The organism is Kocuria sp. LHG3120 (assembly GCF_049897445.1).
Lineage (GTDB): Bacteria > Actinomycetota > Actinomycetes > Actinomycetales > Micrococcaceae > Kocuria > Kocuria rosea.
On sequence record NZ_JAFCWG010000009.1, the window covers coordinates 19233 to 30920 of the forward strand.

General features: G+C 73.1%; 14 protein-coding genes. 7 read left to right on the forward strand and 7 right to left on the reverse strand.

The genetic code is table 11. The features are described 5' to 3' along the window. Positions 1–53: 53 nt before the first annotated feature. Both ACP7CD_RS16060 and ACP7CD_RS16065 read right to left on the reverse strand, forming a co-directional pair. Positions 54–686, reverse strand: coding sequence for a dihydrofolate reductase family protein (locus tag ACP7CD_RS16060; RefSeq protein ID WP_426120623.1), 633 nt, complete (start codon positions 684–686; stop codon positions 54–56). A gap of 146 nt (positions 687–832) precedes the next feature. Continuing rightward, positions 833–2134 (reverse strand): MFS transporter, encoded by a 1302-nt coding sequence (locus ACP7CD_RS16065; RefSeq protein WP_426120624.1) that lies wholly within the window; start codon positions 2132–2134, stop codon positions 833–835. 122 nt (positions 2135–2256) lie between these two features. Here ACP7CD_RS16065 and ACP7CD_RS16070 point away from each other — a divergent pair, with 122 nt between their 5' ends. After that, the gene (locus ACP7CD_RS16070) at positions 2257–2742 is read left to right on the forward strand and encodes an Lrp/AsnC family transcriptional regulator (RefSeq protein WP_035925279.1); all 486 of its coding nucleotides are present in this window, start codon (positions 2257–2259) and stop codon (positions 2740–2742) included. A gap of 339 nt (positions 2743–3081) precedes the next feature. Next, positions 3082–3393, forward strand: a complete 312-nt coding sequence (locus tag ACP7CD_RS16075) for a hypothetical protein (RefSeq protein ID WP_035925281.1) — start codon at positions 3082–3084, stop codon at positions 3391–3393. A 33-nt stretch (positions 3394–3426) separates the two neighbouring features. Here the strand turns inward: ACP7CD_RS16075 and ACP7CD_RS16080 are convergent, their stop codons facing one another. Beyond that, positions 3427–4602 (reverse strand): PP2C family protein-serine/threonine phosphatase, encoded by a 1176-nt coding sequence (locus tag ACP7CD_RS16080; RefSeq protein ID WP_115163149.1) that lies wholly within the window; start codon positions 4600–4602, stop codon positions 3427–3429. Between the two features lie 75 nt (positions 4603–4677). Here ACP7CD_RS16080 and ACP7CD_RS16085 point away from each other — a divergent pair, with 75 nt between their 5' ends. The 4 genes from ACP7CD_RS16085 (at position 4678) to ACP7CD_RS16100 (ending at position 7197) form a co-directional block, all read left to right on the forward strand. Continuing rightward, positions 4678–5697, forward strand: coding sequence for an arsenic resistance protein (locus ACP7CD_RS16085; RefSeq protein ID WP_426120625.1), 1020 nt, complete (start codon positions 4678–4680; stop codon positions 5695–5697). After that, positions 5694–6284, forward strand: a complete 591-nt coding sequence (locus tag ACP7CD_RS16090) for a hypothetical protein (protein ID WP_035925287.1) — start codon at positions 5694–5696, stop codon at positions 6282–6284. Before ACP7CD_RS16085 ends, ACP7CD_RS16090 begins: the two co-directional genes overlap by 4 nt. Before the next feature lie 161 nt (positions 6285–6445). After that, positions 6446–6931, forward strand: a complete 486-nt coding sequence (locus tag ACP7CD_RS16095; protein WP_426120626.1) for a pyridoxamine 5'-phosphate oxidase family protein — start codon at positions 6446–6448, stop codon at positions 6929–6931. Between the two features lie 83 nt (positions 6932–7014). After that, positions 7015–7197, forward strand: coding sequence for a PspC domain-containing protein (locus ACP7CD_RS16100; RefSeq protein WP_017834030.1), 183 nt, complete (start codon positions 7015–7017; stop codon positions 7195–7197). A 3-nt stretch (positions 7198–7200) separates the two neighbouring features. On the opposite strand, the gene ACP7CD_RS16105 is transcribed toward ACP7CD_RS16100, so the two are convergent. After that, entirely contained in the window at positions 7201–7653 is a 453-nt protein-coding gene (locus ACP7CD_RS16105) for a MarR family winged helix-turn-helix transcriptional regulator (protein WP_426120627.1), read from the reverse strand. Positions 7654–7754: 101 nt separating this feature from the next. Here ACP7CD_RS16105 and ACP7CD_RS16110 point away from each other — a divergent pair, with 101 nt between their 5' ends. Next, entirely contained in the window at positions 7755–8438 is a 684-nt protein-coding gene (locus ACP7CD_RS16110; protein WP_426120628.1) for a maleylpyruvate isomerase family mycothiol-dependent enzyme, read from the forward strand. Between the two features lie 48 nt (positions 8439–8486). On the opposite strand, the gene ACP7CD_RS16115 is transcribed toward ACP7CD_RS16110, so the two are convergent. From ACP7CD_RS16115 to ACP7CD_RS16125, 3 genes are all read right to left on the reverse strand, one after another. Then, complete coding sequence (locus ACP7CD_RS16115) at positions 8487–9512, reverse strand: LacI family DNA-binding transcriptional regulator (RefSeq protein WP_229587110.1); 1026 nt, start codon at positions 9510–9512, stop codon at positions 8487–8489. A 168-nt stretch (positions 9513–9680) separates the two neighbouring features. Then, complete coding sequence (locus ACP7CD_RS16120; protein ID WP_017834026.1) at positions 9681–10979, reverse strand: MFS transporter; 1299 nt, start codon at positions 10977–10979, stop codon at positions 9681–9683. A gap of 65 nt (positions 10980–11044) precedes the next feature. Next, the gene (locus tag ACP7CD_RS16125; RefSeq protein WP_017834025.1) at positions 11045–11413 is read right to left on the reverse strand and encodes an L-rhamnose mutarotase; all 369 of its coding nucleotides are present in this window, start codon (positions 11411–11413) and stop codon (positions 11045–11047) included. Positions 11414–11688: the final 275 nt, after the last annotated feature.

Below are 11688 nucleotides of genomic sequence, written 5' to 3' on the forward strand. Positions count from 1 at the left end.
CGCCGGTCAGGGGCATCGGATGCGGCAGCCGCCGGACTCGCGACCGGGGCGGCTCAGGTGCTCGACCGGGTGAAGGTCACGTGGGTGACTCCACGGGGCGAGGAGGTGGCCTCGACCCGGTAGTCCGCCTCCAGGCCCTCGAGCCCCTCCCACAGGCGCACGCCGCGGCCCAGCAGGATCGGGACCACCACCACGTGCAGGTGGTCGACGAGCCCGGCCGCCAGGAAGTCGCGGACCGTGGTGGGGCCCCCGCCGATGCGCACGTCCTGGCCGTCGGCGGCCGTGCGCGCGGTCTCGAGCGCCTCCGCGGGTGAGGCGTCGATGAAGTGGAACACGGTGCCGCCCTCCATCTCGATCGAGGGGCGCGGGGAATGGGTGAGGACGAAGACGGGCGTGTGGAACGGCGGGTTGGGGCCCCACCAGCCCTCCCATCCCGGGTCCTCGTGCCACCCGGGAGGACCGAACTTCCCCGCCCCCATGATCTCGGCGCCGATCCCCACACCGTGCAGCTGGGCGAAGGCGTCGTCCACGCCGCCGCTGCCGCCGGGATCCCACCACCGGGTGGCGATCATCCATTCGTGCAGCCTCTGTCCGGCGTGCCCGAAGGGGGCGTCCTGGCTCAGACCTGCACCGGTGCCGAAGCCGTCGAGGGAGATGGAGAAGTTGTGGACGCGGGCCCGTGACATGGCTGGTGCTCCTTCGCACTCGGCGACTCCGTCGTCCCCCGATGATGACTGCTCGGCGCGCCCGGGGAAAGAGCCGCCTGTGGCCGCCGCCGGTGCTCATCGCCTGACGGCGGACCCTTGCGTGCTGTCCCTCGTGCCCCGACCGGTCAGGCCTGCTGTCCACGCCGCGGCCCGCGACGGGCCCGGAGCCGGACGGTTCCCGCCAGCAGCAGGCATGCGCCCGCCAGGGTGCCCGCGAACCAGTGGACGGAGGAGGGGACGCCCACCGCGCCGGCCAGGACCCCGAGGCCCAGGACCGGCACGGCACTGCCCAGATAGGTCACGACGTAGACCGCGCTGACCACCCGGGCGTTGTCGGCGGCCGGAACGGCCACGGACAGCGCGTTGAACGCCGTGCGGAACGCGACACCCTGGGCCGCCCCGGCGAACAGGGCGCCGAGGAGCAGCAGCGGCAGGCTGGACAGCGCGCCCGCCACCCCGATCAGCGCCGTGCCCAGGGCCATCCCCACCAGCGCCCCGGGCAGGGCCCGGACGCGGGGGCGTCCCACCAGCTGCGCCGCGGCGGACCCGATGAGCACGAGGGCCGCCAGCGCCCCGATCCCGGCCGGGGAGCTCACCCCGAGCGTTCGTGCGAAGTAGCCCGGAGCCAGCGAGAGGCTGAAGCCGAAGAGCGCAAAGCTGAGGAAACCGACCGCGGCCGCCTGCTGGAACCGCGTGCGGACCCCGGGCGGCAGGCAGAGACGGCGCGGCCGCAGGGCCTTGAAGGCCGCCGATCCCGGGGCCGGGGCGATGGCCGGCCTGGCGTGCAGCGTCCACAGCGGCACCAGGACGGCGATCAGCATGGTGCAGTGGACGGCGAAGGGAGTCGTCGTCGGGTGGGGCAGCTGGCCCAGGGCCCCGCCCAGGAGGGGGCCCGCCGCCACTCCGCCCGCCGACGCCAGGAGGGTGAAGCGGCCGGCCCACTCCGGGCGGTGGGGCAGGAGCTCCCGGAGCGCCGCGCTGCTGGCGCCGGTCACCATCGCGACGGCTGCGCCCTGCAGGACCCGACCGGTCACGAGACCGGCGAGACCCCCGGCGGTCGCGAAGACGATCTCACCGGCCAGTCCCACGAGGACCGACAGCACCAGGGCAGTGCGCCGCCCGATGTGGTCCGACCAGTGCCCGTAGAGAACGAGCCCGGCAATGAGGGCCAGGACGTAGGAGGAGAACGCCACCGTCACCGCGAAGGGGCCGAGCCCCAGGCGCTCCTGCAGCGCGGGGTACAGCGGGGTGGCCAGGTTGGCGCCCACCAGCAGCAGTGCCGTCGTGGACATGGTCAGCACCAGGCGGGAGCGCGATCCCGCGTTCCATCCCCGGCCTGCGTCGCCGGCGCCGGAGCGCATGGTCAGCTCGTTGAACACGGTCATCGCGGGCCTTCCGGTGGGATCGGCGATTGCGGGCTGTGCCATGGGCGGCCGGCGCAGTGTGCTCACGCAGTCTGCCGGAGACTGAGTCCGGCACCACCGAGATGCTTGCGGAACTGATCACGCTGATCAAAAGTTGGAGGCGGACCACTGACAGGGAGACCACCGTGACCACACTGGACGCCGTCGACATCGGGCTGCTGCTGCACCTCCTGCGGTACCCCCGGGCGCAGATCGGGGAGGTGGCGGCCGCACTCGGGGTCGCCCGCAACACCGTGGTCTCGCGGATGCGCCGGCTCGAGCGCCGGGAGGTGCTGCGCTCCGGCGGTCGAGACGTCGACCTGGCCTCCGTGGGCTTCGACGTCCTGGCGTTCCTCACCCTCGAGGTCACCCACCGGGAGCTCGACGCCGTCGTCACCGCCCTGCGCGGCATCGACAACGTCCTGGAGGTGCACGAGATCTCGGGGCGCGGGGACGTCTGGTGCCGGGTGGCGGCACGGGAGACCCGTGATCTGCACGCCGTCCTGCGTTCGATCCTGCGGATCCGGGGAGTCCTCCGCGCCGAGACGTCCCTGGCCCTCAGCGAGCAGATCCCCTACCGCGTCCAGCCCCTCCTGCGAACGCTGACGAAGGGCGACTCCACGTCAGCGTGAGGGCCGCTCCCCGGCGCGCTCTCGCGCTTCGCGCGCCCCGATGCGTCGACATATTTCGCCGGGCGGTTCCGGTCCGTGGTCCGGGTCGCTAGTCTCAGGTCCACCTGCGGGCAGAGGCGAATCCCCCACCAGCGCGCCGTCTGCGACTCCCGGACTCCTCGGCGTCCACCGGCGCGCCCGGTTCCATCGGGCAGCCGGGATCCGCGGGCCCCGCGACGGTCCTGGGGGTCCGGGAAGCGGGGCACTCCACCGGAAGCGTCACGCCCCGCGGGGGCGGACACCGACCGGGCACGGCACGACACCACCGAGCACACCACTACGACGAAGTAGGGAAGCGCGATGACCACCACGACCAGCATCCACTCCGGGGCGACACCGCCCGCACGGCCGGCACCGCAGACGATCGGTACCGGCGTCCGAGGGTTCCAGGTCCTGCCCCGGGAGCAGACCCGGCCCGGCGCCGCACCGGCCGGAAGCGCCGGGCGACCCCCCGGCCGCGGGAGTTCCGAGTGGGAACGCCCCGAGGACGACGAGGAGGTCATCACCGCGGTGCTGGCCGCCGTCAGCCACCGCTCCTCCCGGGAACGCCCCGAGGACGACGAGGTGGTCCTCACCTACACGAGCGAGCCCGCCTGCCGGCACGTGGGGTGAGCCCTCGGACCGGGCGCAGCGACCGGTGGGTGCTCAGGCGGTGCGCCGGAGCGCGAGGATCGTCGTGTCGTCATCGGCGCCGGAGGTGCCGGCGTAGTCGCTGCACAGCATCACGAGCTCTTCGGCGGTGCCGGCCAGCGTGTTGAGGGCTGCGGCGGTCGCGACGGCCGCCTCGAGGTCGTCGAAGAAGTCCAGGTAGCCGTCGGAGACCACCAGCAGGGTCTGTCCGGGCAGCAGCGTGGTGGTGTGCACGTCCCAGATCCACTCGGCCACGACCCCCAGGGGCGGGCCCGAGGAGATCAGCCGGCGGTGGGCGCCGTCCGGGGACAGGATCAGCGCCAGGCCGTGGCCGGCGTCGATGTAGCTCATCTCCCCGGTCCCGGTGTGCACCCGGGCGATGAAGGCGGTGATGAACGCCCCCGCCTCCTCCAGCAGCGGGGTCAGCGCCCCGGCCGCGCGCTTCATGGCCTCCGCAGGGGGGTTGTACTGGAACGTCCCGCGCAGCACGGCGCGCGCGGAGGCGGACAGCAGGGCCGCGGGGATGCCCTTGCCCATCACGTCGGTGACCATCGCCTGCACCTCGTCGCCCAGGACCATCCAGTCGTAGAAGTCCCCGCCGATGGACCGCGCCGGCAGGCACCGGCCGGCGGCCTCGACCGCGGGGGTGACCAGCCCGGTGCGGGGCATGAGCATCTGCTGGATCTGTTCGGCCCGGTCCAGCTCCATCTGGGCCGCGAGCTCGCGCTCCACCCACCCGGCCATCTCCGCGAGGATGCGCCGCTCCCGCTCGTCCAGCTCGCGCGGGACGCTGTCGACCAGGCACAGGGACCCGACCGGCTCACCGCCGGGGGCGTGCAGCGGGTGGCCGGCGTAGAAGCGCACCGGGTCGTCCCCGGTGACGAACGAACTGCCGGTGAAGCGCTGCTCGGTCATCGCGTCGGCGACGATCAGCGGGGCGTCCCGGTCGACGGTGCGCGCGCACAGCGAGTCGGTGCGGGTGGCGTGGACGAGTCCGTCCAGTCCCGCCTCGGCCTTGGTGAACTGCCGGTCGGCGTCGATGAGGTTCACGGCCGCGGCCTTCACCCCGAAGACGTCCTGGGCGAGGCGCACCACACGGTCGTAGCGCTCCTCCCGGGGGGTGTCCAGGATCTTCAGGGCGTGCAGGGCATCGACCCGGGCGGCCTCCGTGCGGGCCGTGTGCGTTTGCATTCCACCAGGCTATCGGGGTGCGGACCGGCGACGGCCGCCGGCACCCCCCGGAGGGTCTGCCCCTAGGCTGGGCGGGTGAACGCACCGACAGTCGCCGCACGGGCCGAGCGCCACCAGGTGGCCGTGTACCTGGTGGCCATCGCGGCCGCGGTCCTCGTGGGCTGGACGGTGCCCGGTGCGCCGGCGCTCGCCCCGGCCATCACGCCGGTCCTGGGGCTGCTGCTGTTCGCCACGTTCCTGGCCGTCCCGTTCGCCGCACTGGGCCGGGCCTTCGCGGACCTCCGCTTCCTCGCGGCGCTGCTGGTGGTGAACTTCGTGGTCGTCCCGGTCGTGGTCCTCGGGCTGTCCCGGCCGGTCGCCGGGCACGAGGCCCTGCTGCTGGGCGTGCTGCTCGTGCTGCTGGCCCCCTGCGTGGACTACGTCATCGTCTTCGCCGGCCTCGCCGGGGGCGCCGCCGACCGGCTGCTGGCGGCCGCCCCGCTGCTGATGCTCGCGCAGATGCTGCTCCTGCCTGCCTACCTGCTGCTCCTCGCCGGCCCGGAGGCGGTGGCCCTGGTGGAGCTGGGCCCCTTCGTGGAGGCGTTCGTGCTCCTGATCCTGCTGCCCCTGGCCGCGGCGGCGGCCGTGCAGCGGGCGGCGTCCCGCTCCGCCGCGGCCCGGCGGCTGGAGTCCGCGACGGGCGCGGCGATGGTGCCGCTCATGGCGCTGACCCTGTTCACCGTGATCGCCTCGCAGGTGCGCGGGGTGGGGGAGCAGCTGGCCGACCTCGCGGCGGTCGTGCCGCTCTACGCCGGCTTCCTGGTGCTCATGGTCCCGATCGGGATCCTGGCCGCCCGCCTCGCCCGCCTGGACGTGCCGGTCTCCCGGGCCCTGGTCTTCGGCGGGGTCACCCGCAACTCCCTCGTGGTGCTCCCCCTGGCCCTGGCGCTGCCGGAGCGGCTCGCGCTGACGCCGTTCGTCGTCGTCACCCAGACCCTGGTCGAGCTGGTGGGGATGGTGGTGCTGGTGCGGCTGGTCCCCGCGCTGGTGCGGGACCGCGATCCACGACACAGTGGGGGCACCACCCCGTCCCACCGAAAGGCACCCCGCCCATGACGCAGCGCCTCCGCCCCGCCACCCAGGCCCTCCGACTGTGGGGTCCGCGCCAGTGGGGCGTCGCGGTGCTCGCGGGGCTCGCCACCGCCCTGGTCCTGGGGCTCGCCACCGTGCTCATCCCCAACGGCGTCTTCAGCCGCGAGATCCCGCCCGTGTGGTGGAACTACCCCGTCTGGATCGCCACCTCGGCGCTCACCGGTGTCCTCGTGGCCTCCTACGTGTCCCCCGTGGCCGGCGGCACCCCGCTTCCCGGGGACGACGACGTCGCCGCGGCCACCGTGGCCCGGGCCGTCGAGTCCGGCGAGCGCCGCAGCGCCCGGCTGGGCGCGGTCGGCACGTTCGCCGCCTGGTTCGCCGTGGGCTGCCCGGTCTGCAACAAGCTCGCGCTGCTGGCCCTCGGCTCCACCGGGGCCCTGACGTGGTTCGCGCCCGTCCAGCCCTGGCTGGGGGTGCTGGCGCTCGCCCTGAGCGCGTTCGCCGTGGTCCACCGCCTCGCCGGGCAGATGGCGTGCCCCGTGAACCTGCCGGTCTCCACCGCGCGCAACGCGGTGGTCCCGGCCGCCGCCGAGGCGCCGGAGGGCCGGTAGGAAGGGTCGCCGCGGCGGTCCTCCCCGCGGCCTGGCCGGGGCCGTTCGCCGGCCCACCCCTCGTGCGACGCGCTCGGGGTTCATAGACTGGCCCTCCGCGCCGCGGACCGCAGTTCAGCAGTCGAACACCGTCAGCAGTCCACCGAAGAAGGGACCTCCCCATGACCGACCAGGACAACGGCACCGCCAAGGTGCGCCAGCTCATCAAGGACACCCGGATCGCCATGCTCACCCACGCGGACGAGCACGGGAACCTGATCTCCAAGCCGATGGCCACGCAGGACGTGGAATTCGACGGCACCGTGTACTTCATCGCCGAGCGCACCTCGGACCAGGTCCAGGACCTGCAGCAGCGGCCGGCCGTGAACGTCGCCTACGCCGGGGACGGCGCCTGGGTCTCGCTGACCGGGACGGCGCTGGTGCTCAACGACGAGGCCAAGCTCAAGGAGCTGTGGGACAGCTTCACCGGCTCCTGGCTCGAGGGCGGGCCGGAGAACCCGAACAACATCCTCATCGAGGTCACCGGCCGCTCCGCCGAGTACTGGGACACCCCCGGCGGCGGCAAGGTCACCCAGGTGGCCAACCTCGTGAAGTCCAAGGTCACCGGCGACACGATCAAGGGCGACAAGGGCGTCGTCGACCTCTGACGCCGGCCGGGGCCGTCCGCTCCGCCCGGACCGGACGGTCCCGCCCCCGGGCGTGTCCCGGGGCGCGTTGGTAGGATCCGGGCATGAACACTTCTCTGGTCCGCCCCCGCAACGGCAAGCTCATCGCCGGCGTCTGCGCGGCCCTGGCGGCCCGCTTCGGACTGCCGAAGTTCCTCCTGCGGCTGGGCTTCATCGTCTTCGGCCTGGTGGGCGTGGGGGAGCTGGTCTACATCGCCCTGTGGATCATCATCCCCAAGGAGGCCTGAGCCTCACCCCTGCTCCTCCGGCCCCGCGTGCGGGTCGGTGATCTCGCGCAGTGCTGTAAGCGCCTCGCGCAGGTGGCGCATCCTCCGTTCGCCCAGGTGCGCACTCCACTCCGCCTCGATCCGGGCCTCCTCCGTGCGGGCGATCGGCACGAGCTCCATTCCCCGGCCCGCGATCCGCACCAGCCGCGCCCGGGCGTCGCGAGGGTCGACCGTGCGCTCCACATAGCCCGCGCGCTCGAGCCGGTCCACCAGCACCGTGGCCGTCTGCTTGGCCACCTGCGCCTGCTCGGCCAGCTCGGACAGGCGGGTCCCGTCCGGGCCGATCCGCGCCAGGATGCGCGCCTGCGGCACGGTGAGGTCCGAGTAGCCGGCCCGACGCACCGCCTCCACGATCCGGTTCTCCGCCGAGCGGTGCGCGATGAACATGAGCACCCCGATGTTGAGCTGTTCTGTCATGCCGCCCCTCGAAATAGTCCTATGAACGAACTATAATAGGGTCACCCGGAGGACACGAGGGGCCCGGTGACGGCCCCGTCCGCGGGCGAGGAGGCAGGACCATGAGCACGGTCCGGAAGGACAGCACGACCGGCCCGATGGGCGACGACGACGTCTGGGCCGTGATCGACCTTCAGCGCCGGCGCACGGCGGACCTGCTCGCCGGGCTCTCCGGGGAGCAGTGGGACCACCCGTCGCTGTGCGAGGGATGGACGGTGCGGGACGTCGCCGCCCACCTGACGCTGCAGCAGCTGGGCCTCGGCGCCGCGCTGCTGTCCGCGCTGCGGCACCCGGGCGGCCTCAACCACGTCATCCTCGAGTCCGCCCGTGACCGCGCCCGCCGTCCGGCGGACCGCCTGGTCGCAGGAATCCGCGCCACGGTGGGCTCCCGGCGGCACAACGTGGGTGTGACGAGCCTCGAGACGCTGACCGACATCCTGGTGCACGGCCAGGACATCGCCGTGCCGCTGGGCCTCGAGCTCGAGATGCCCCCGGAGGCCGCGGCCGTCGCCGCGGAGCGCGTGCGGTCCACCGGGGGCACGCGCACGGCGCGGGTGTTCCGGCACCTGCCGCTGGAGGGCTTCCGGCTCGTCGCCACCGACGTCTCCTGGGTCGCGGGCGAGGGCCCCGAGATCCGGGGACCGGCCGCCGCGCTGCTGCTCCTGCTCACGGGGCGCCGCGCCGGGCTGGACCGGCTGGCGGGAGAGGGGGCCGAGATGCTGCGGCACCGGCTCGCGCCCGCGTGACTCCTGGGCCCACGCAGCCCCAGGGGCCCGGGCGAGGCGCTCGGCGGCTCAGGCCGCGGGGCGGGTGGAGTCCCGGACGACGAGCTCGGGCTGGAAGCTCACGTGACGGTGGTGGTGGCCGGGGTCGGTGATCTCGTCCTCCAGCAGCTCCACGGCCGTGCGCCCGATCAGCCGCGCGGGCTGGCGGATCGAGGAGAGCGGGACGATCGCCGAGGTCGCGAAGTCGATGTCGTCGTAGCCGATGAGCGCGATGTCCTCGGGCACCCGGACGCGGTGGGTGAACGCGAAGGCCTGCAGCAGCCCGAGCGCCAGCAGGTCGTTGGCGGCGAACACGGCCTCGGGGCGTCGCCCCGGGGGGAGTTCGAGGATCTGCTCGCCGACCCGGCGTCCCTCCAGCACCGTCAGGGCGGTGGTGCCGAAGGACTCCAGGGACGCACCGGGCACGGCCTCGACCGCCCGCTGCGCCCCCGCCCGGCGGTCGCGGACCTGGTGCAGGGAGTCGGGGCCGCCCACGTAGGCGATCCGCCGACGGCTCGTCCCCAGGAGGTGCGCCACGGCCGCGCGGCCGCCCTCGACGTCGTCCACGGCCAGCGAGCAGTACTCGCTGGGAGCCGCGTGCTCGTCCACCAGCACCACCGGGGTGCCGCGGGAGCGCAGGACGTCGACGCGGGCCCGCTCCGGGGTCTGGGGGGTGACGAGCACGCCCCGGACCCGCTGCTCCTCGAACAGGTCCAGGTACAGGCTCTCCCGCTCGGGGGAGAGCCCCGCGTTGCCGATGATCACTGCCTGGCCCAGCCGCTCGGCGGCCGTCTCCGCGCCCAGGGCGATCTCGTTGTAGAACGGGTTGGCCGAGTCCTGCACCACGAGCCCCACGGTGCGCGAGCGGCCGGCCTTGAGCTGGCGCGCGACGTCGTTGCGGACGTAGCCCAGGTCCTCGATGACCCGGAGCACACGGCGGCGGCGGTCCTCGGAGACCACCTCGGGGCGGTTGAGGACATTGGAGACGGTGCCGATGGACACCCCGGCCTCCCGGGCCACCTCCTTGATGCTCACCGCCGGTCGCGCAGGGGTCACGTCGTCACTTTCCCTCGGAACTGTCCAGGTCCTCGATTCTAACGATCCGGCCGCCCGACGTGCCCGGCGCGCGGGCGGGCCGCGGTCCCCTCGACGCGCCGGGCCGCGGCTCCTCGGCCGGCGCGCCGAGGAGCCGCGGCCCGGTGGTCTCGCTGCGGTCCGCCGCGCTCAGCCCACCGGCTGGGCCGGCCGGGAGGCGGGCGTCCCGTAGCGGTCCTCCTCGATCTGCTCCAGGCTCTTGCCGCGGGTGTCCGGGGCGCCGATCACGCCGACGAGCAGTGCGACCAGGAGGGCGCCGATCATGATCATGCCCACGAAGGGCACGCCGTGCTCGGCGAGCAGGGTGGGGAACCAGTAGCTGAGCAGGCCCACGACGATGCGGGCGACGAAGAACAGCACGCCCTGCGCGCTGGCACGGTAGCGGGTCGCGAACATCTCCGCGGCCCACAGGGCGTAGAACGCCTGGGCGCCGATGCCGGCGGACACGCCCCAGAGCACGGCGAAGAGGATCAGCACCGGCATGGTGACGTGGGCGAAGACCAGCAGCACCCAGGCGGCGATCCCCAGGAGCGCCCCGATGCCGTAGAGCAGGCGCCGGTCGACCCGGTCGCCGTAGCGCATGAAGCCGAACCAGGTGGCCAGCACCGTGAAGCTCCACAGCAGCACCTGGAGCAGGTTCTGCTGGGTGGCCGACTCGACGCCGGCGGTCTCGTACACCCGCGGCATGAAGATGCCCATCTGCCCCGCGACGAGGTTCCACAGCGCGTACACGCCCACGAGGAAGAGCAGCGCCTTGAGGTTGGTGCGGTTGGTGAGCAGCTCGCGGTAGTTGCGCCGCTTGATCCCGGTGGCCTCCGAGGCGCGCCGCTCCTCGTCGGACTTCTTCCAGGTGTGGGACTCGGAGAGGCCCCGGCGGACCCACCAGGTGACGAAGGCGACCACGAACAGGTGGGCGAAGACGATGCGGGTGCCCAGCAGCCCCAGCGGCACCACGAAGGTGGCGAACAGGAACACCAGCGCCGGGGCCAGGGACCACGCGAACTGGGCGGTGCCCACGTGCTTCGCCCGGGCCTCGGACGGCGCCTCCTCGGCGATGTAGGTCCAGGCCACGGGGACGCCGGCGCCCACGGCGATGCCGGTCAGGACCACGCCGAGCACCAGCATCCACGGCGCCACGGCGAAGATCACGAAGGCGGTGCCGATCATGTACAGGATCAGGTCGTAGGTGTAGATGAACTTGCGCCCGTACCGGTCGCCGAGCGGCCCGCCGATCAGCGCGCCGAGGGCCGCGCCGAAGGCGTTGGCGCTGAGCGCGGCCACGAGGCCCACGGCGAGGTTCGTGAAGCCGAAGTACTCCTGCCACAGGCTCAGGCTGGTGGCCAGCGCGATGATGGACCCGGCTTCGATGTAGTTGGACATGGAGACCGCGATGGTGGCCTTCCAGCCCCCGAGCTTGGTGGTGGTCATGGGTGATCCTTCGGTGACGGTGACGGTGACGGTGACGGTGGTGCCGTGCGGGTGGTGGTCCCGGCTCAGGCCAGGTGGAAGTACTGGAGGAGCGGTTCGGGGTGCGACCCCTCGACGAAGTACTGGGCCATCTCGGCCTGCCAGCGCGCGTTGACCGGGTGGTCGTCCATGAGCGCCTGGGTGGCCGCGACGTCGTCGGCCTCGAAGCAGCCCACGACCAGCCCGTCCTCCGGGTGCAGGAACAGGGAGTAGTTTCGCCAGCCGGTCTCCCGGAGGGCGGCGAGCATCGCGGGCCAGACCTGCTGGTGCACCTCGACGTATTCGGCGAGCTTCTCGGGGCGGACGTGGAGGAGGAAGCACCGGCGGGTGCGGGTGATCTCCTCGGGCAGCTCGATCAGCTCCTGCAGCGTCGCGGCGGACGGATGGGCGCCCATGCGGGACTCCTTCGTGGTGGGGCCGTCGGAACGACCGGCCGGGGACGAGAGGCGGTGATGCTCCGCGGGGGCGGTCCGGACGTCCCGCCGACCGCGGCATGTGAGGTGCCTCTCAGTACCGGGCCATCGTAGTCACACTTTGAGTCGTTTCAATACCCCCGCCACAGTTTTGTCCGACGGGATCTCCGGCGAGGACGGAGGGCCTCGCCATAGGCGCCCGGATCGGGTCTTGACGTGACCCGGATCACCGCGTATCGTCATGAAACGATTCAATC

Excerpts from the sequence above, each read along its gene's own strand:
- ACP7CD_RS16125 (WP_017834025.1), bottom strand. The coding sequence starts at position 11,413 with ATGGGCGCCCATCCGTCCGCCGCGACGCTGCAGGAGCTGATCGAGCTG.
- ACP7CD_RS16090 (WP_035925287.1), top strand. The coding sequence starts at position 5,694 with ATGACGCAGCGCCTCCGCCCCGCCACCCAGGCCCTCCGACTGTGGGGT.
- ACP7CD_RS16075 (WP_035925281.1), top strand. The coding sequence starts at position 3,082 with ATGACCACCACGACCAGCATCCACTCCGGGGCGACACCGCCCGCACGG.
- ACP7CD_RS16080 (WP_115163149.1), bottom strand. The coding sequence starts at position 4,602 with ATGCAAACGCACACGGCCCGCACGGAGGCCGCCCGGGTCGATGCCCTG.
- ACP7CD_RS16060 (WP_426120623.1), bottom strand. The coding sequence starts at position 686 with ATGTCACGGGCCCGCGTCCACAACTTCTCCATCTCCCTCGACGGCTTC.
- ACP7CD_RS16110 (WP_426120628.1), top strand. The coding sequence starts at position 7,755 with ATGAGCACGGTCCGGAAGGACAGCACGACCGGCCCGATGGGCGACGAC.
- ACP7CD_RS16105 (WP_426120627.1), bottom strand. The coding sequence starts at position 7,653 with ATGACAGAACAGCTCAACATCGGGGTGCTCATGTTCATCGCGCACCGC.
- ACP7CD_RS16065 (WP_426120624.1), bottom strand. The coding sequence starts at position 2,134 with ATGGCACAGCCCGCAATCGCCGATCCCACCGGAAGGCCCGCGATGACC.
- ACP7CD_RS16120 (WP_017834026.1), bottom strand. The coding sequence starts at position 10,979 with ATGACCACCACCAAGCTCGGGGGCTGGAAGGCCACCATCGCGGTCTCC.
- ACP7CD_RS16095 (WP_426120626.1), top strand. The coding sequence starts at position 6,446 with ATGACCGACCAGGACAACGGCACCGCCAAGGTGCGCCAGCTCATCAAG.
- ACP7CD_RS16100 (WP_017834030.1), top strand. The coding sequence starts at position 7,015 with ATGAACACTTCTCTGGTCCGCCCCCGCAACGGCAAGCTCATCGCCGGC.